Source organism: Rubidibacter lacunae KORDI 51-2 (assembly GCF_000473895.1).
In the GTDB taxonomy this organism is placed as follows: domain Bacteria; phylum Cyanobacteriota; class Cyanobacteriia; order Cyanobacteriales; family Rubidibacteraceae; genus Rubidibacter; species Rubidibacter lacunae.
This window is the reverse complement of record NZ_ASSJ01000046.1, coordinates 1-18611: the sequence shown is the minus strand read 5'-3', so window position 1 is coordinate 18611 and position 18611 is coordinate 1. Positions and strand designations below refer to the sequence as shown.

General features: G+C 57.9%; 17 protein-coding genes and 1 tRNA gene. 9 read left to right on the top strand and 9 right to left on the bottom strand.

Annotation, left to right across the window (positions count from 1 at the left end):
* Positions 1 to 50: 50 nt before the first annotated feature.
* From KR51_RS07820 to KR51_RS07810, 3 genes are all read right to left on the bottom strand, one after another.
* A complete protein-coding gene (locus tag KR51_RS07820) occupies positions 51 to 854 on the bottom strand; it encodes an ABC transporter permease (protein ID WP_022606542.1) in 804 nt (267 codons plus the stop codon).
* A gap of 270 nt (positions 855 to 1124) precedes the next feature.
* On the bottom strand, positions 1125 to 1490 hold the full coding sequence (locus KR51_RS07815) for an MGMT family protein (RefSeq protein ID WP_022606538.1): 366 nt from the start codon (positions 1488 to 1490) through the stop codon (positions 1125 to 1127).
* 124 nt (positions 1491 to 1614) lie between these two features.
* Positions 1615 to 4293 carry an MGH1-like glycoside hydrolase domain-containing protein gene (locus KR51_RS07810; RefSeq protein WP_022606537.1) on the bottom strand — a complete coding sequence of 893 codons (2679 nt, stop codon included), beginning with the start codon at positions 4291 to 4293 and terminating at the stop codon, positions 1615 to 1617.
* 25 nt (positions 4294 to 4318) lie between these two features.
* Between KR51_RS07810 and KR51_RS20950 the strand changes: the two genes are divergently transcribed.
* The 4 genes from KR51_RS20950 to KR51_RS07795 all read left to right on the top strand — a co-directional run bounded on the left by KR51_RS20950 (position 4319) and on the right by KR51_RS07795 (position 8275).
* A complete protein-coding gene (locus KR51_RS20950; protein WP_269634899.1) occupies positions 4319 to 4450 on the top strand; it encodes a hypothetical protein in 132 nt (43 codons plus the stop codon).
* Between the two features lie 250 nt (positions 4451 to 4700).
* Positions 4701 to 5135, top strand: a complete 435-nt coding sequence (locus tag KR51_RS07805; protein ID WP_040655613.1) for a DUF4079 domain-containing protein — start codon at positions 4701 to 4703, stop codon at positions 5133 to 5135.
* Between the two features lie 147 nt (positions 5136 to 5282).
* Entirely contained in the window at positions 5283 to 7286 is a 2004-nt protein-coding gene (gene thiO / locus KR51_RS20945; protein ID WP_022606533.1) for a glycine oxidase ThiO, read from the top strand.
* Between the two features lie 200 nt (positions 7287 to 7486).
* Positions 7487 to 8275 carry a M15 family metallopeptidase gene (locus KR51_RS07795; RefSeq protein WP_022606531.1) on the top strand — a complete coding sequence of 263 codons (789 nt, stop codon included), beginning with the start codon at positions 7487 to 7489 and terminating at the stop codon, positions 8273 to 8275.
* 131 nt (positions 8276 to 8406) lie between these two features.
* On the opposite strand, the gene KR51_RS07790 is transcribed toward KR51_RS07795, so the two are convergent.
* Entirely contained in the window at positions 8407 to 9282 is an 876-nt protein-coding gene (locus KR51_RS07790) for an S-methyl-5'-thioadenosine phosphorylase (RefSeq protein ID WP_022606529.1), read from the bottom strand.
* On the opposite strand from KR51_RS07790, the gene KR51_RS19480 reads away from it, so the two are divergent.
* The 4 genes from KR51_RS19480 (at position 9273) to KR51_RS07770 (ending at position 12355) form a co-directional block, all read left to right on the top strand.
* Positions 9273 to 9425 carry a hypothetical protein gene (locus tag KR51_RS19480; RefSeq protein WP_232214562.1) on the top strand — a complete coding sequence of 51 codons (153 nt, stop codon included), beginning with the start codon at positions 9273 to 9275 and terminating at the stop codon, positions 9423 to 9425. The genes KR51_RS07790 and KR51_RS19480 overlap by 10 nt on opposite strands.
* Before the next feature lie 265 nt (positions 9426 to 9690).
* A tRNA-Gly gene (locus tag KR51_RS07785) sits at positions 9691 to 9761 on the top strand.
* A 768-nt stretch (positions 9762 to 10529) separates the two neighbouring features.
* Entirely contained in the window at positions 10530 to 12038 is a 1509-nt protein-coding gene (locus tag KR51_RS07775) for a UbiD family decarboxylase (protein ID WP_022606527.1), read from the top strand.
* Between the two features lie 83 nt (positions 12039 to 12121).
* Positions 12122 to 12355 carry a 2Fe-2S iron-sulfur cluster-binding protein gene (locus tag KR51_RS07770; protein ID WP_022606525.1) on the top strand — a complete coding sequence of 78 codons (234 nt, stop codon included), beginning with the start codon at positions 12122 to 12124 and terminating at the stop codon, positions 12353 to 12355.
* A 47-nt stretch (positions 12356 to 12402) separates the two neighbouring features.
* Here the strand turns inward: KR51_RS07770 and KR51_RS07765 are convergent, their stop codons facing one another.
* From KR51_RS07765 to gyrB, 5 genes are all read right to left on the bottom strand, one after another.
* Positions 12403 to 13875 carry a DUF4335 domain-containing protein gene (locus tag KR51_RS07765; protein WP_022606523.1) on the bottom strand — a complete coding sequence of 491 codons (1473 nt, stop codon included), beginning with the start codon at positions 13873 to 13875 and terminating at the stop codon, positions 12403 to 12405.
* 115 nt (positions 13876 to 13990) lie between these two features.
* Complete coding sequence (locus KR51_RS07760) at positions 13991 to 14560, bottom strand: DUF3038 domain-containing protein (RefSeq protein WP_022606522.1); 570 nt, start codon at positions 14558 to 14560, stop codon at positions 13991 to 13993.
* Positions 14557 to 14856 (bottom strand): hypothetical protein, encoded by a 300-nt coding sequence (locus KR51_RS07755; RefSeq protein WP_022606520.1) that lies wholly within the window; start codon positions 14854 to 14856, stop codon positions 14557 to 14559. Before KR51_RS07755 ends, KR51_RS07760 begins: the two co-directional genes overlap by 4 nt.
* Positions 14853 to 15080, bottom strand: coding sequence for a hypothetical protein (locus tag KR51_RS07750; RefSeq protein ID WP_040655607.1), 228 nt, complete (start codon positions 15078 to 15080; stop codon positions 14853 to 14855). The genes KR51_RS07755 and KR51_RS07750 overlap by 4 nt, the downstream gene beginning before the upstream one ends.
* 310 nt (positions 15081 to 15390) lie before the next feature.
* Complete coding sequence (gene gyrB / locus KR51_RS07745) at positions 15391 to 17316, bottom strand: DNA topoisomerase (ATP-hydrolyzing) subunit B (RefSeq protein ID WP_022606514.1); 1926 nt, start codon at positions 17314 to 17316, stop codon at positions 15391 to 15393.
* Positions 17317 to 17523: 207 nt separating this feature from the next.
* Here gyrB and miaA point away from each other — a divergent pair, with 207 nt between their 5' ends.
* Positions 17524 to 18429, top strand: coding sequence for a tRNA (adenosine(37)-N6)-dimethylallyltransferase MiaA (gene miaA, locus KR51_RS07740; RefSeq protein WP_198016728.1), 906 nt, complete (start codon positions 17524 to 17526; stop codon positions 18427 to 18429).
* Positions 18430 to 18611 lie beyond the last annotated feature (182 nt).

Genomic DNA, 18611 nt, shown 5'->3' with positions numbered 1-18611 from the left:
GTCGAACGGCTGCCGGGCAAGATAGGGGAGGCATCGTGAGGATTTAGGGGTCAGTCTTGTTGATGCGCAAACTTATACATCCCAACCCAGGACAGCGCGATCGCGAACGATAGCAAAACCGGAATTGAATACCAGGGAAACTCCGAAAGCGGCAGATAGACTGCGGCTCGCAGACCTATAGTTGCATAGGTCAGCGGTAGGAAGTAGACGATCGCCTTTAAGGCAAGCGGCAGCGTTTGCGGGTCGAAGAAGGTCGCGCCGAGAAATGCCATGGGCACGATTAGAAAGTTGTTGTACAACCCCACGCTTTCTAGGGAGTTCACGCTCAATCCGACAATCGTTCCCAAACCCGCAAAGACCGCACAGTTTAGAACCAAAACCAATAAAAACAACGGGCTGAGGAAACCGAGGTTCCCGGTGGCTAGCAACGCTACGACAATTACCGATGATGCTGTCATCAGACCGCGTGCGATCCCTGCACCGACCTTACCGAGAAACAGTGCCAAGGGATGCACTGGGAGCAGCAACAGTTCCTCGAAGGTTTTCGCAAACAGCCGCTCGCCGCAAATTGAAAACGTCGTCCCGCCGAAGCCGATCGTCATCGACGACAGCGCTACCATGCCCGGCAAAATAAATTCTAGGTAGCTGTTGCCAGCTGGCAAGTCGATCGCGCGGTCGATCGCGCCGCCCAGACCCAATCCAAAGGCCAGGATGTAAATCAGCGGCGATACCAGCCCTGTGGCCAGGATTTGCGCGATCCGGGCGCGCAGGTCCAACCATTCGCCCCAAAATACTGTCAGCGTATCGGCCGCAAGCGCGCGCTTCTGCGGATCGGATAGGTACTTGCTCGCCATGAGCGTCTCCCGAGACTTGAGGTGATAAAGCCGCGGGCGGTGGCGGTGGGTCGCACGCGTTCTTCAGAAATGACTTCAGATCGTAGTGTCGATCGAGTCGCGCGCAAACGCAACCCGCCTGCAAGTCCGCGTCGCGATCGCTACCCTGGAAACCGTTGCACGCAGACAGCGTTATGGACTTGGAATCGACCCAAATGATGGACGCGATCGCGATCGGCTTGGCAGCCTGTATCGGCATCGGCGGCATGTTGATGATGTTTACCGATGTCTTTACCCGCAAGAAGCGTCGCTAGGGTCGCCATCGGGGAGGGCCACTGGTGCAGTGGGTTGCCAGCGATAGCGCTTCAGGTCGATCCGGTCGTCGGGTGAAAAGTCGATCCCTTCGGCGACGAGGAGCGATCGCTGCAGGTCGTCGCTGCCTTCGCGGCGCGTGGCGTAAGAGATCTTGCCTTTAGCATTCACGACACGCTGCCAGGGAATGTCGCCACCAATCGGGTCGACTACGCGGTAGAGGGCATAGCCAACTAATCGCGCCTGTCCCGGCAAACCTGAGAGTTCGGCAACTTGTCCGTAGGTGGCGACGCGTCCGCGCGGGATCTGGCGAGTGACGGCATAGATGCGTTCGTAAGCGGTCATGAATCGGCGGTTGTGAATCGAGCAGTCGTGACTTGGAAGTGGCGAGCGCACTGCAGCCGGAGCTTAGCTTTTACAAACCCGCTCCAGCATCACTCGCGCCGCCAGGGTCCGGATTCGAGCGACATTAGCCACCGTACTCGCAGAACTGCTGCGCGAGCTTCGCGATCAGCCCGGTCCACCCCGTTTGGTGGCTGGCACCGATGCCCGCACCGATGTCGCCGTGAAAGTATTCGTAGAAAAGCAGGTAGTTTTGCCAGTGCGGGTCGCGCTGGAAAGTTTCGTTACCGCCATAGACCGGGCGATCTCCGCGATCGTCTTGCAGGAAAATCTGCAGCAACCGCCGCGAGATCTCCGTTGCGACCTCCCACAAATTCATCCAGATGCCGGAACCGGTCGGGCACTCGATTTTGAAGTCATCGCCCAGGTAGTGATGGAACTTCTGCAACGATTCGATCAGCAGGTAGTTGACTGGGAACCACACCGGTCCGCGCCAGTTGGAGTTGCCGCCGAATAGTCCGCTGCTCGACTCGGCAGGCTCGTAGTTGACGCAGTACTCCTTGCCGTCGGCGGAGAAACAGTAGGGATGCTCGGCATGGTATCGCGAGAGCGCGCGGATGCCGCAGGGACCGAAAAATTCGCTTTCATCCAGGAGTTTTTCTAAAATGCGTCGCAGTTTGTCGGTAGGCTCGATGCGTCCGAGGGTGGCATAGCACAGCGCCAGCATCCGCCGCGCGCCGACGCCCTCAGTTTCCATACAGGCAACGTTGCGCTTGAGGTCCGGGCGGTGCTCCACAAACCACTCCAGCCGTTGCTTGAACTGAGGGACCGCCTGCATGAGCTCCGGTTCTAGGGTCATCACTGCAAACAGCGGGATCAAGCCGACCATCGATCGCACCTTCAACCGCTCGCGATCGCCGTGGGGAAATAGCAACACGTCGTAGAAAAAGCCGTCCTCGTCGTCCCAAAGCTGGACGGCATCGCCGCCAATGTGGTTCATCGCGTCGGCGATATATAGGAAGTGCTCGAAGAACTTAGTTGCCATGTCCTCGTACACCGGGTTCTCGCGGGCGAGTTCCAGGGAAATTTCCAGCAGGTTGAGGCAATACATTGCCATCCAGCTAGTGCTATCTGACTGCTCCAGATGGCCGCCCGTCGGTAACGGCGCGCTGCGATCGAAGACGCCGATATTATCAAGCCCCAGGAAGCCCCCTTCGAAGACATTGCTCCCGTCGTTGTCTTTGCGGTTGACCCACCAGGTGAAGTTGATCAGCAACTTCTGGAAGACCCGCTCTAGGAAGGCGCGATCGCCTTTCCCGCAGACTTTCTGCTCGATTTTGTACACGCGCCAGGCGGCCCACGCGTGAACCGGCGGGTTGACGTCGCCAAACGCCCATTCGTAGGCCGGGAGCTGGCCGTTCGGATGCATGTACCACTCGCGGGTGATGGTATCGATCTGGTGTTTGGCGAACTCCGGATCGACCATTGCCAGGGGCAAGCAATGAAATGCCAGATCCCAAGCTGCAAACCAAGGATATTCCCACTTATCAGGCATCGAGATGATATCGCCGCTGTCGAGGTGCTGCCAGTGGCGGTTGCGGCTGCGTTCTGACGGCGGCGGGGGCATGCTTGGGTCGCCGCGCAACCAGCGCGTGACATCGAAGCGATAGTACTGCTTGGTCCACAACAATCCAGCAAACGCTTGGCGCTGAACCGAGCGTAGGTCATAGGACATCTCGAAGGGCGTCACCTGTTGATAGAACGCATCGGCTTCCTGTCGGCGGGTTGTTAGCACGCTGTCGAAGTCGGTCCCGAAGGGCATCGCGTGCCGGGTGCGGCTGAGGCGCAGCTTCACCACTTGCGTGGCTCCTGGGGCAACCTCCATAACGTAGTGAGCGGCGGCTTTCGTGCCGACGCGTTCGGGATTGACCGCCCTGGTTGCGCCTTCGGTGATGTAGCTGTGGAAAGCGTCCTTCACGTAGGGCATGGCGTTGTCAGTGCCAAATAGGCGTTGGTAGTTGGTTTCGTTTTCTGTGAAGAGCAATTCGCCGCCGGACTCGGAGTAAAACCAGTAGCTTCCGAGTTCCGGATGATCGATCGCGATCGCCGCTCCGCCGTTGCCCTCGGCTTTGCGGAGTTGGGGTTTCTCGACCTCGTCGCCCCAGGACCAGGTGTTGCGGAACCAGAGCGTCGGGAGCATGTGCAAGGGATGGGCTTCGGGACCGCGATTGACGGCGGAGATTTGGACCAGAATGTCGTCCGGACCGGCCTTGGCGTACTCCACGAACACGTCGAAGTAGCGGTTTTGGTTGAAGACGCCGGTCTCTAATAGTTCGAATTCCAGTCCCTCGCGCCCGCGCCGCTGGTTTTCTTCCACCAGCCAGCCGTAGGGGTATTCGGCCTGGGGATATTTGTAGAGCCCCTTCATGTAGGTGTGCGTCGGGGTGCTGTCCAGGTAAAAATAGTATTCCTTGACGTCTTCCCCGTGGTTGCCCTGGTTGCCGGTGAGTCCGAACAGGCGCTCTTTCAGTACCGGATCGCGGCCGTTCCACAGGGCGATCGCGAAGCACAGAAGCTGTTGCTCGTCGCTGATGCCGAGCAACCCATCTTCGCCCCAGCGGTAAGCTCGCGCATGGGATTGGGCATGGGAGAAGTAATCCCACGCCTCGCCACCTGCACTGTAGTCTTCGCGGACGGTGCCCCATTGCCGTTCGCTGAGATACGGACCCCAGAGTTTCCAAGGCTCGCGACCGTCGCGGGCGGCGATGAGTCGCAGGTGTTCGGGGGTTGGGGCTTGCTGAGTCACGGCGAAGGTCTCCTTGGAAGGGGGTATGCAATGTGGGCGAGTTGAGTGGCAGCGGACGCGATTGGCAAGTTTGGTGCTGGGTCGGCGCGATCGCGCCCCTGCGAGCGGCGATCGAAAACGAGGAATGGGGTTCTGGTTCGACGAGGCGGATGGCTAAGCCGTCCGAGTCGCGCTCGAGCAGCCTGGGTCCTGAGCTTAGTAAGGAATCGGGCAGAACCACAACTCAGGCAGAAAGTTCTGCGAAGCCTTTGGTTGGAGACGTTCAACTGTGATGCCGGTGTTGGCGATCGCTGCCTCAACCTCCCAAGATGTGCTGCAACGATCGCTCACCGGGCGGCAGGGTGACCGCAATTGCCTAAGATGGTTTGTGAAGCTGCGCGGCGTTGGAACCAGCTCCGCAATCTGTTTTGGACTTACCGTCTTTTTTGTGGCTGTGGAAGATTGCAGCTTGGTCGATGGGCCTGGTCCTTACTGCCTATGTTGCTTTGGCAGCGACGGGCATGTCGATAGCACTCGCGCGCAAAGCCAAACGCCCGCGACCGCGCTGGCTGCGCCCCCTGCACTACGGTATCGGCGGAACAATGGTGGCATTAGTGCTGCTGCTGCTAAGCATCGGCGTTGTTGGGACGCTCGGACACTTCGGCACTCTCGGACACTCGCTGCACCTGGCAGCCGGACTGACGGCAGTGGTACTAGTGCTAGTTTCGGCAGGTAGCGCTACGCAGATCGGTCCCAAACATCCCCGGGCGCGATCGCTGCACGTCGGCATCAACATCCTATTACTACTTGGTTTTACTTGGGTGGGTTTGACCGGCTGGACCGTCGTGCAAAAGTATTTATAAGTATTTGTTAGTAAGGTGCGTCCGCAACGATGTCGGGAACTGCGGAAGAGAGCTACAACGATACTCGGCGTAATTGGCTCGGACCATTGCCAGCGCGGGCAATGAGGATGACACGAGCAACATGAGGAAAAGTCAAACAGGTAGGTTATGAGCGACGCAATCATCATTGGCGGCGGCATCATGGGAGTCGCGATCGCGCTAGAGCTGCGCTTGCGCGGCGCGCGCGCCGTCGTACTCAGTCGCAACCCACAACAAGCAGCAACGCGGGCGGCGGCAGGAATGATCGCGCCCCAAGCCGAAAAGATCCCGCCGAGTCCCTTACTCGATCTGTGTTTGGAGTCGCGCGCGCGCTACCCCGAATGGATCCGCAATCTCGAATCGATCGCCGGCTCGGAAACCGGTTACTGGCCCTGCGGCATACTCGCTCCCGTGTTAGAGGCTCCGCACGAACCGCGATCGACCGATACGGCAACCTGGCTCGATCGCCCGACGCTGGATCTCTATCAACCCGGACTCGGACCGGACGTAGTTGGCGGCTGGTGGTATCCCGAGGACGCTCAGGTTGATGCTGCCAAACTGTTCGCAACACTCCAGCAAGCAGCTCGCGCCAAAGGCGTTGAAATCCGCGAAGGCATTCGGGCATTGGGCTTCCTTCGCCGCCAGGGCAAGGTCGTCGGCGTCCGGACCTCTGCTGGCGATTTTGCAGCCGAGTATTACGTGCTTGCTGCTGGGGCGTGGTCGCATGAGATGTTACCGGTTCCCGTCCGTCCGGTGAAAGGACAGATGCTGGCGCTGCGGATGCCGCGTGTCGAGCAGCTCCCGATCCAGCGGGTGTTGTTCGGACCGGATAGTGCTTACTTGGTGCCTCGTTGCGACGGTCGCTTGGTCGTCGGCGCAACCGTTGAGGACGTCGGCTGGCAGCCGAACATTACGCCGACGGGCGTTCGATGCCTGTTAGATCGGGCCGAACAGCTTTATCCCGGCATCAGCAATTGGGGACTCGAGCAGATGTGGTGGGGGTATCGCCCGACGACCCCTGACGAGTTGCCGATCCTCGGCGTCGGTCCCTGCCAGAATCTGATCCTCGCTACCGGGCACCACCGCAACGGCATTCTGCTCGCGCCAGTCACGGCTGGGGCGATCGCCGACTTAATCGTCCGCCAACACACCCATCCACTTTTGGAACCGTTTCGGTGGGACCGCTTCCAGTCAGCAGCGCAATTTCAGCTCGTGGTCGGTCGCGGAACTGCCAACACCAAGAACGGCCATCAAAATGGCAACGGGACGCGCAAAGTTCTATCGAGTGCTACGCCAGCGGCTCCGCTCGCCGTTCCGCAGGCGATCGCGCCCCTACCCCAGGAGAAACCGCTGACGATCGCGGGGCGAGCCTTTCGATCGCGACTGATGACCGGTTCGGGGAAATATCCCACCCTAAAGCTCATGCGACAGAGTATTGTCGCCAGCGGCTGCGAGATCGTTACCGTAGCGGTCCGGCGCGTTCAGGCCAAAGCTCCCGGTCACGAAGGGTTGGCCGAGGCCCTGGACTGGTCGCGCTTGTGGATGTTGCCGAATACCGCCGGTTGCCAATCGGCCGAGGAAGCCGTGCGCGTGGCGCGACTCGGACGCGAGATGGCCAAACTCCTCGGGCAGGAAGACAACAATTTCGTCAAGCTCGAGGTGATCGCCGATCTGAAGTATTTGCTGCCAGATCCGATCGGAACGCTGCAAGCTGCCGAGCAGTTGGTCAAAGAGGGGTTTGCAGTACTGCCATACATCAATGCCGACCCGCAACTGGCCAAGCGCCTCGAAGCCATCGGCTGCGCGACGGTCATGCCGCTAGGGTCGCCCATCGGTTCTGGGCAGGGCATCCGGAACGCTGCCAACATCGAAATCATCGCGGCCGAGTCCGAAGTTCCCGTTATTGTCGATGCCGGTATCGGGACGCCCAGCGAGGCCGCCTACGCGATGGAACTCGGTGCAGATGGCTTGCTGGTTAACAGCGCGATCGCCCTGGCCGAGAACCCGGTTGCCATGGCACGTGCAATGGGCCAAGCAACGGAGTCGGGCTACCTCGCCCGCCACGCCGGTCGCATTCCGGTCAAGCACGAAGCAATTGCCAGTTCGCCGCTGACGGGTAAGGTCGGCAGCTAGCGATCGATCGGCGTGCCGACAGCCAACTCGCAACGCGCTGCTTGTTTTGAATGCTCTGCGGTGGCGACTGTACTAGTTCGCCTCGGTGGCACTTGCGCATTTTGCGCCCGTCAGATCGCACTAGATGCGCTGCAAATTCCTGACTTGTTATTCGCTAAGGTGAACGCAGTGCAGTCCGGTCGAACGCGAACACACGAGGTATGCCGAAGCCCACTTTCCGCACCTATGGCGATGATATTCCTGAAGCCAGACGCGATCGCCCGCAGCCGAAAAGATCCTCAACTGGCAGCAACCTCGCTCTGGTTATAGGTGCCGGAGCTGCTGTGGTTGCAGCCACAGTCGCCACGTGGCTACTGACGCGAATGGTCCCAGCACCTGATGCCTCTGTTCTCGAACCGAACGTTCCGACAGCCGCCCCCGAACCGACAGACAAACCCGCACTCAGTTCCGAAGAAGCTCGCGCTCCAGACGATGGCGTTCTCGGACACTTGCCGTACGATGAAGCCCAGGCCTCCGACTTGGTCGCACTAACTGCAGACGGACGCATACGCCTGCACGCAATTGCTGCTGCGGACTTTATTGAGATGCAAGCTGCTGCCCGTGCCGACGGCATTTTGCTGGAGCCACTTTCGGGGTTCCGGACGCTATCCGAGCAGGATTACTTGTTCTTCGGAATAGCCGCTCAGCGCTCGCAAAACCCCAGCGATCGAGCCAACGTCAGTGCGCCGCCCGGTTATAGCGAACATCACACCGGCTACGCCGTCGATATTGGCGATGGGAGGGTTCCTGCAACTCACGTTGAAGAGACCTTCGAGGACACGGCGGCATTTGACTGGTTGCAAGCGAATGCCAGTCGCTTTCATTTCGAGCTGTCGTTCCCACGCAACAACTCCCAAGGTATCAGCTACGAACCATGGCACTGGCGTTACGTCGGCGATCGCGACAGCCTCGAAGCATTCTACAAAGCCCGTCAGCTCGACCGGCAATAGGGGCAATGACAATAATCAACAACCAATGACTAGATGCAAGGAAGGGCAAGCAGTGCCAGCAGTCCCTTACATCTGACGCGTCTCCCTACACCCTTGTGGGTAATGAGTGCGGCGATCTCACCTACCCAGGCTTACAAATACTTCGCCAGCAATGGCTGCAAATTTTCCTTTACGGTTTCCGGTATGCGTTCGAGTGGGGTTAGGATGGCAAACTGCAACGCTGAATGTGCCTCCGAGACTGGTTGCTCGGCAGCAAGTCGGCTGACGGCGGCGCGGATGACCTTCTGTGCGTTGGTGGCATTGCGCTGCAAATTTCCGATTATCATTTCAACAGTCACGCTGTCGTGATCGGGATGCCAGCAATCGTAATCGGTGACCAATGCTAGGGTTGCGTAGGCGATCTCGGCTTCGCGTGCGAGTTTTGCCTCAGGTAGGTTAGTCATCCCGATCGCCGTTGCCCCCCAACTGCGGTATAAATCAGACTCGGCTTTGGTCGAAAATGCCGGTCCTTCCATGCACACGTATGTGCCGCCGCGATGGACATCCACGTCGCGCAGATTTAGCGACTGAGCTGCATGAGCGAGGATTTCTGCAACTTTGCCGCAGACCGGATCGGCAAATCCAATGTGGGCCACAATGCCGCCGCCAAAAAAGGTGGAGACGCGCGAGCGCGTGCGATCGATGAATTGATCTGGCACTACTATGTCGAGCGGCTTCACCGACTCCTTCAGCGAACCGACTGCAGATGCCGACAATAAATACTTCACGCCGAGCTGCTTGAATCCGTGGATATTGGCTCGAAACGGCAGCTCGCTCGGCAGCAGGTGGTGACCGCGACCGTGCCGAGCTAAGAACGCTACGGACACGCCATCAAGTTTGCCAAGGATAAAGGCATCGGAGGGATTGCCAAACGGTGTCTCGAGACGGACTTCTTCAAAATCAGTTAGCGCCTCCATCTGGTAGAGTCCGCTACCGCCAATAATCCCAATGGTTGCTCGTGCTGTCATACGCCGTGTCCCGACCGCCAGCAAATTACCGCCGTATTCTATCGCCGATCGCCAATCTACTTGGCTTAACCGCCCCCGCCGCCGCAATTACAACCACGTTTGCTAGCGAGCTAGCGGGTGGAGCAGGCGTGGTTTGGCAATGAACTTTATGGATATACCTTGTAGGGCTAAAACCACTAATCCAATATATATGGGGACTACCAGGGATCGAAAGTACCTCCAGGGGCGGGGCTTGACTAGCATCACCGTATGCAGAGTTAGTCTTGGGTATTGGCTGTGCTATGAGCTCTGCATGTTAGCAAGTGTGGATGGAGGAGCTTCTCAGATAATTAAAGACGAAAGACAGCTCATCTGAAAGCTACAAGTGATTGCGGATGTATGGTTGACTGTGCTACGTTGGTGCCTGATGCGGGCATAGTTTAGTGGTAAAACCTTAGCCTTCCAAGCTAATGATCGGGGTTCGATTCCGCGTGCCCGCTCTTTCTAAATCTTTCTTTAAGTCTTGGCTGAACCTGACCCCTAGGGTGTGTCAGTAAAAAATAGAGTGTATCTCTAAAAGAGGGTACAGCCTCCAGCTAGGTCACCATCAACGGCAACATCGCAAATTAAATCGCTGCTTCGCTCTCAGCCAGTAACCGTAGTAGTCCTTGCCGCTTATTCCTGCCAAGTGAGAGGTGTGCAGGTGCAGAATCCTTGCGAACCCTGCCTCTCAGCCTGCATCAATATCACACTCCAGAACTCCCTCCTAATAGAGTAGACCCAGTTTCCCCACCCAAGCAAAGGTTCTTGCCGCTAACCTTCGCCGCGGCTGTCACTCAAAAACCTCTTGCTTTTTGCCCATTGCCGTCATGTTGATGCGGTCGACTTTCAGAAGTGTGGGATGGTCGAATGTCCAGTAATGTCTAGGCTCGGTCCATCCGTCCCGTTTCCCGGTCTGACGGGGTCCCCCAAGCGGCTGTGCCGCCAGACCCACTTGATGGAGCCGACATAACAATAGAAAGGAGAGTCCCAACACTTCCAGAATGGGAACCCTGATGTTAGGTAGCTGGTTGGATCGTGCAAGCAACCGTGCGGATTACTCGATGCACCGATCGCTGGAGTAATTGCCAGCAGCGAACAACACATGTGGGCGCGCGCTCGACACCCCTTTTACCATGGAAATGCACGGAAAATGAGAGCGGTCGGGAGACTAGCGATCCCTGCGGTGCACCCCTTATCCATTCAAAACTTCAGTACGGAACACGATCGTGGCAAGAGACTTACGCGGATTCCTCAAGCTCCTGGAAGAGCGCGGGCAACTCCGCCGCATTAAAGCACCGGTCGATCCGGATTTGGAAATTGCCGAGATCGCCAATCGCATGTTGCAAGCTGGCGGACCGGCATTGCTTTTCGAGAATGTACGAGGCACCTCTTACCCTGTCGCGATTAACACGCTGGGTACGGTCGAGCGCGTTGTGTGGGGGCTGAATCGCGATTGCCCGGAAGACCTCGAAGCACTGGGCAAACGATTGGCGATGTTACAGCAACCGAAACCGCCAAAGAAAATCGCCCAGGCGATCGAGTTCGGCAAAGTGCTCTTCGATGTCGTCAAAGCCAAACCCGGACGCGATTTCTTTCCGCCCTGCCAGCAGGTCGTTCTGAAAGATCCCGAGGTCGATCTCGAACAGTTGCCGCTGATCCGTCCTTATCCGGGCGATGCAGGCAAAATTGTCACCCTCGGGCTTGTTATCACCAAAGATGTCGAAACCGGTACGCCCAACGTCGGGGTCTATCGCTTGCAGCTGCAATCTCGCAACACCATGACCGTGCACTGGCTATCGGTGCGTGGCGGCGCGCGGCACTTGCGCAAGGCTGCCGAGGCGGGCAAGAAGCTAGAAGTTGCGATCGCTCTCGGCGTCGATCCGCTCATCATCATGGCAGCAGCGACTCCGATTCCAGTGGATTTGTCGGAGTGGCTATTTGCGGGACTCTACGGTGGCGGTGGGGTACCGCTCGCTCAATGCAAGACGGTGGATTTGCAAGTGCCAGCCGACTCGGAGTTCGTGCTCGAAGGCACGATTGCGCCCGGTGAAGTCCTTCCCGACGGACCCTTTGGCGACCACATGGGCTACTACGGCGGTGTGGAGGATTCACCGCTAATTCGCTTCCAGTGCATGACCCACCGCCGCGACCCGATTTATCTCACTACCTTCAGCGGCCGCCCGCCCAAGGAGGAAGCCGCAATTGCGATCGCCCTCAACCGCATTTACACGCCAATCCTGCGCCAGCAGGTGTCGGAAATCGTCGATTTCTTCTTGCCGATGGAAGCGCTCAGCTACAAGCTGGCAATTATCTCCATCGACAAGGCATATCCCGGTCAGGCCAAGCGAGCAGCCATGGCGTTCTGGACTGCACTGCCTCAATTTACTTACACGAAGTTCGTCATCGTCGTTGACAAGGACATCAACATTCGCGACCCGCGTCAGGTGGTGTGGGCGATCGCCTCTAAGGTCGACCCGTCGCGCGACGCTTTCGTGTTGCCGGAAACGCCGTTTGACAGCCTCGATTTCGCCAGCCAGAAGATCGGGTTGGGCGGGCGCATGGCGATCGACGCGACGACTAAGATCCCACCGGAAACCAATCATGCCTGGGGCGAGCCGCTGATATCGGATCCAGACACGGCCGCCACGGTCGACCGCCGATGGGAGGAGTACGGATTCGCCGATCTCGATCTCGGAGCAGTGGATGCCAATGCGTTTGGATACGACATCAAGTGATGCCCATACGACCGCGCCTTGCGATCGGTCTGGACCGAACGAATGCCCCGCGTGAGAGCACAGTTATCCCGAGGAAGGCCATCATGAATGTTCGCTTTCTGCCCGATGACGTGACGGTTGAAGCTCAGCCGGGCGAGCCGTATTTGCAAGTTGCCGAACGCGCTGGTGTCTTCGTGCCCACAGGTTGCTTGATGGGTTCTTGCCACGCATGCGAAATACAGCTCGATGACGGCACGGAACTCTGTGCGTGCATTAGCTCTTTACCGCCAGGGAAGTCGGAGCTGACGGTCAACCTGTTTGCCGATCCAGTTTGGTAGGCACTCTCAGCACGCGCGGCTGCATTCGATCGCGACGGCACGTATGGCTACTCCGGCGACTCCAGGAATGTCCGCACCGAGCCATCGGGAGTGAGTACGAGGCGCACTGTGGCGCGTTGACCGGGCGTCGGCGATGCAAACTGCGTGCCAACCGGCGGCAGTTGTGCGGCCGACTGGAACGCTTGGGAGTCAGTGCCGAGCGCGATCGCCCGCTCTAGTGCTCCATTTGCATCCAGGATCAGTCGATATTCGAGCGTACTGTTGAGATCGTTCGGCGGCTGCCAGCGAGATTGAAAGTACGCCCGCACCTCACCAGCAGTTGCGATAGATTCAGATGCGGCGGCTGGTAGAGACTCAGTTGTCGGCTCGCTAGCTTCAGGTGCAGGGCCATATGGCACGACCGCAATGGCAGACCGACGTTGTTCGTCAGTTTGGGGTCGGGCGTCGCCAGTCGCAAACCCAGGAGCATTTGCGCGTCTGTCAAAGCGATCGCTTAACGCAGAACCTTCTTCTCGCAGTCGCAGGGAAGCTGCCTGTTCGGGTGCGACAGCAACACCGGGTTCGGAAGCGATCGCCACACCTGACTCGGCTGCAGTACTGGGTGCGCCCGCATTCTTTCCGGGGGCCGTTGCACCATCGGCTGCTTCGTTGGTTGCGGAGAGTTCGGGCAACTCGGACGGTAGTGTTGGAGGATCGGCTGGCAGTTGTGGGGTCGATGCGGGAGCTTCGATCGCCACTGCTTCGTTGGGTTCGTCTTCGACGCTGGGGGTGGCAGTGCTGACAGTGGGCGGCGGGGCAACGAGGTCTGGCGAAGCATCGGGCAAGGACGGGCGCGGCGATCGCAAAGCCGGGGGTGGCGGTAGGCGATCGACCTCCGCTAAGGGTTCTACAAACTCGCGGTCGAGTTCGATGTCGTTGCGCGGTTGAGGTAAGCGCTCGAGCCCAACGGCTACCTCGGTTTCGGCATCGCTCTGTTCGCCTGCAGTTTGCGCAGCAAACTGGTCGAAGCGTAACGCGATTGCTGATAAGCCAACAACGGCTATAAACGTGGCAGCAGCGGCTGTCCAGGTTGGCACCGTTGTCAGACTCCTGGGAGCTGCGGTCGCGAGTACGAAATTGACATCTGCAGTACAGTCATCGATAGCATTTGCAAGGTCAAATAGCTGCAACGTCCCGAGTTTCAGAGCTGGACCCGTATTTTCTGTCGCTAGTTCGCCCAGAGGTAAGGTGTGGGTGGCGATCGCTGACGGGGTGGAAGATCCTGTAGAAACGGATACCGGGGCGAGCAGCGCGCCAACAGCAGCAGTCACAATATCCTCAAGTACCAGCAAGCGATCGCTATCTCCTGCCAGCGACAGGGGTTCGCGGTCGGTGTGGCGCGGGTCGTCAAGGGTGAGGGTAAAGTGCAGATTTCGGACGCTGGGGCGTCCGGTCCAGCGCGACAGGGGCGATTGCCGGCCGCGAACTTCGAGAGTGCAAGTGGGATAGTCGTAGCAGCGCAGGAGCGAGGGCAGACCCATGGCAAGTGGCAAGGGGCGGTAGCGTGCAGTAGTTTGGTCGGGGAGAACTTGAGTGCAATTGAGTCAATCGCGTAAAACCGCGCGATCGCACATTCGGTCGACTCAATCAGTTAGCTCAATCGATCAATGCCGTCCAAAGGCGCCGGCGACCGTGTGGCGCGCTATAGAACAGCAAGTCAACAAGCAATTTAAGCGCAAGGTCTTCAAGGGCATCTTTAGGTGCCGTATCGTCTTGCATTCGCTCTTGGTAGAAGTTGGCAAAGGCGTCGAGGTAGTCGCCGAGAAGCGGATGTCTGTGGGGCGGTCGATCCTGCATGGCAACCTGTTCCAGCACTGCGATCGCCTGGCGTAGGATGTCGCGTTGTTGCCGGGCAAGGTGGCAGATAACAAGAACCAGCGATCTTGCCTCCTCCACGTCGAGCTTCTTGCGTCCGCCGGAGCTTTTGCGCAAAGGATTAGACTGTCGCAACCTCCAGAGCCCGACGCGATCGGCAATCGCCTCCACTCCTAACTCGCGTGCAGCATCAAGCATAGCCTCGGAGCTAAGTCCGGCGATCGCCTCTAGGGCAAGCAGCAGCAAGTCCAGGTGCGACTTGATGTTTTCAAGACGTTCTTCAGCTGGAGAACGAGCGAGCAATGCCTCGTCACGGGCTGGGGGTGCTGCAATCGGACGCAAGCGAATCATACGAGCAAGCCCATATCTGACCCAATTGTCCGCGCTAATAGCGCTTTTGCCCACTCCACGGTCGTGCGTTTTTTTTGGCTAGCCATTGCTTGAAGGACCTCGCCTAAGAAAAGCCAGTTTGCCTGATGTTCGGGCCCGAGGATTCTAGGGGTCTGGGGAAGGATTTCCGCGATCGCTTTGCTCGATAAGCGCATAGGCATGCCGTCGATGCGATCGAACATGCTGTCGAGATTCGGGTCGAAATCGCGTATCTGAAGGCAATACTTCTCCCCGACCTCCTTGCAAGCGAGCATCATTCCGAAGTCAACCGCGCGATCTGATAGCCCGATCGCATCAGAGGAGGAGTACCAGGCGCGATTGCGTCGCCGTTGAAGGTGCTCGTATCTTGCTGGTAAATGTAGCCGAACGTCATGTCACGATCTCGAACGTTGTAGGGGAGGGCATCGCGTCGATCTCGAAGGGCGATCGCGCGACTATCCTGGGGGTAGCCAGAAAAAACATCAGTAAGCGGTTCTGCCACAGTAGGTGCCCAGCAAGTCCGCAGTCTCGACCTGGGGTGCTGTTTGAGCGACAAGGTATACGGCTAACTGGCAGGCGAGGTAGAGCATCGGGCCCGCTCGCATTTCGTTTTAAGCAAGAGATTTGGCCCCACCCAAACGTCGAGTCCGGCCGACGACCGGCCCTGAGAATTTCAATAGCGCCAACCGATGCGATGAGAAGCTCGTGAGATGAGGTGGCGCGAAGAACCGCATCGATTAACAGGGTTCAACCACCTCGCAAGGTAGTTTCCCAACACTACTCGAACGCAAAAAGATTCTGTGTGTGCTCGCCTAGATATCCAAGTCGGTCAGGTTCAAGCGCGGGCCGTAGGTTTCGATGAACTCTCGACGAGGCGCGACACGATCGCCCATCAGCACCGTGAAGATACGATCGGCTTCTGCAGCATCCTCAATTTCCACGCGCTTGAGGGTGCGCGTTTCCGGGTTCATGGTCGTGTCCCACAGTTGTTGAGCCATCATCTCGCCCAAGCCCTTAAAACGCTGAATCGTGTAGTTTGCATTCGCAGGAAACTCATGTTCGATCAGGTTGGCCAACTCGCGATCGCTATAGCAGTAATAGTGCTGACGACCGCGCTCGACTTTATACAGAGGCGGGCAAGCAATGTAAATGAATCCTTGTTCCACCAGCGCGCGCTGATAGCGGTAGAAAAACGTTAGCAACAGCGTGCGGATATGAGCGCCGTCCACGTCCGCGTCGGTCATGACGATCAGGCGATGATAGCGCAACTGTGAGGCATCAAATTCTTCGCCCTTAACACCCAACCCGAGGGCAGCAATCAAGGACTGGACTTCATTATTTTTGTAGATCTTGCTGTCGTCGGTTTTCTCAATGTTGAGAATTTTGCCACGCAACGGCAAGATGGCTTGAAAGCGACGGTCGCGACCTTGTTTGGCACTGCCCCCAGCACTATCGCCCTCAACGATGAAGATCTCCGACTCCGACGGGTCGCGGGAGCTGCAATCGGCTAGTTTCCCCGGTAGTGGCGAGGACTCCAACACCGACTTGCGGCGAACGAGTTCGCGAGCACGACGAGCCGCTTCAGCAGCTTTAAATGCCTGAACGGCTTTTTCGATAACGTTGTCGGCAACTTGCGGATTGAATTCGAGGTATTCGGTCAGCACTTCACCGACAAACGAGTCGACGATACCGCGTACTTCTGTATTGCCGAGCTTGGTTTTGGTTTGCCCCTCGAACTCCGGTTCCGGGACCTTGACCGAAATTACACCCGTCAACCCTTCGCGAATGTTCTCGCCACCGAGATTGGACTCGTTATCCTTAATCTTGTTGCGCTTGCGAGCAACCGTATTAATCGTGCGCGTGAGAACTGTTTTTAGTCCCTCTAAGTGCGTGCCGCCATCAACGGTACGGATGTTATTGGCAAAACCAAGCAGGTTGTCACTGTATGCATCGATGCACCACTGCAGTGCGGCTTCAACCTGAACGCCATCGCGATCGCCTTCAACATAAATAATGTCACTATGTAGGGGGTCTTTTTCGCGCGTCATGTAGGCAACGTATTCTTTGATGCCGCCTTCGTAACAATAAGTTTCACTGTGGGGAGTATCTTGACGGTCGTCAATGAAAGTGATTCGAACACCAGCATTCAGGTAGGCCAGCTCGCGCAGGCGACCGGCCAGCACGCTGTAGTCGAATTCCGTAACTGTCGTGAAAATCTCGGAGTCCGGGAGAAACCGGACCTCGGTGCCAGTTGTACCGCTGTTATCTGGCTCGCCTACGAGTTCGGACATGGGAACGCCGCGTTCGTAACGTTGCCGGAATACCCGACCGTCGCGCCGGACGGTCACGTCCAACCACTCTGAGAGCGCATTGACCACCGAGACACCGACGCCATGCAAGCCCCCCGAAACTTTGTAGCCACCTCCGCCAAACTTCCCGCCAGCGTGTAGCACTGTCAATACTGTTTCCAGTGCAGATTTCCCCGTACGGGGGTGCGTGTCTGTCGGAATGCCTCGCCCGTCGTCCACGATCGTGGCCGAGCCGTCGAGATTAAGCTTCACCTCAATGTGAGTACAATGACCAGCGAGAGCCTCGTCAATAGAGTTATCGATAACTTCATAGACGAGGTGATGCAGACCGCGCGGTCCGGTAGTGCCGATGTACATGCCCGGTCGCTTCCGCACCGGTTCTAACCCTTCGAGAACCTGGATTTGCTCGGCACTATAGCTGGTGGTCATGAATGCTTACTCCCAATCAAGGCAGCAGCCCGCCCTGAGACTCGATAAGGTCAAAATCCTCAAAAATTCTAGCACAAATAGCTTGTGGGCGGCTTTTGGAGGGTTTCTGGGCGGTTTCGCCAAGGGGATCGTCCCTTGAAAAGGATTGGTTCTTGCAACCCTTTTTCTCTGTTGTGACATGACCGAATATGTAATGACATGACAGACCTGCCACGGGGGGCGATCGCGATTTGCGGAGCAACGGCAACGGGGAAGTCGGCGCTGGCGTTGGCGATCGCCGAGCGGTTGGACACAGTGATTGTCAGTGCCGATTCGCGGCAGGTGTATCGAGAGTTCGATATTGGAACGGCTAAGCCGACGCTGGCCGAACGCGATCGCGTTCGGCACTACTTAATAGATATTTGCAATCCGACGGAAACTCTGACGCTAGCCCAGTATCAAGAACGGGCACAAGCGGCGATGTCCATCGTGCCGGTGCCGCTGCTCGTTGGTGGGACGGGACTATATATTAAAGCAATCGCCCGGGGGCTAAAGATGCCTCGCGTGCCGCCGCAGCCAGAGTTACGAGAGCAACTCGCCACGTTTGGCCCGCAACAGTTGCACTTTTACTTGCAGCAGGTCGACTCAGCCGCGGCGCAGCGTATTCACGGCAACGATCGCGTCCGGATGCTACGGGCATTGGAGGTGTATTACGCAACCGGACGACCGCTGTCAGCACAGCAAGGCGCGCGCCCGCCAGACTATCCGATCCTGCAAATTGGGCTGCATTGTAATGCCGAAGCGGTCGCTAAACGCATTCACCACCGCACTGAGGCGATGTTGGCGGCTGGCTTGGTAGACGAAGTCCGCGGATTGGTGGCACGCTACGGCTGGGAATTGCCGCTACTCGATACGCTAGGCTACCGGGAAATCAAAGGTTATCTAGCAGGCAAGATGACGCTGGGAGCTGCGCGCGATGCGATCGCGTTACATACCTGCCAGTTTGCCAAGCGACAGCGCACCTGGTTCGGAGCAGACAAGACAATTACCTGGTTCGACGCAGAAGCAAGCGATCTCCTAGATCGGATATGGAATTCGATATCGGCATTCGTAGACTCCTCGGATAGGCTGTGAGACACGACGATCCCTGATGAGGTGCTCCTAAGTTAATTACGGGAGCGCTGGTTGCAAGCCCAGACGTGGCGGAGGCCTGTCAGCGATCTACTCCCCCTCGCCTGCAATGACCAAAACTCGCACGCGCAACCAAGGCAATATCTGGGGCTTCCCACGCGTTGTGGACGACCCAGGAGTATGGG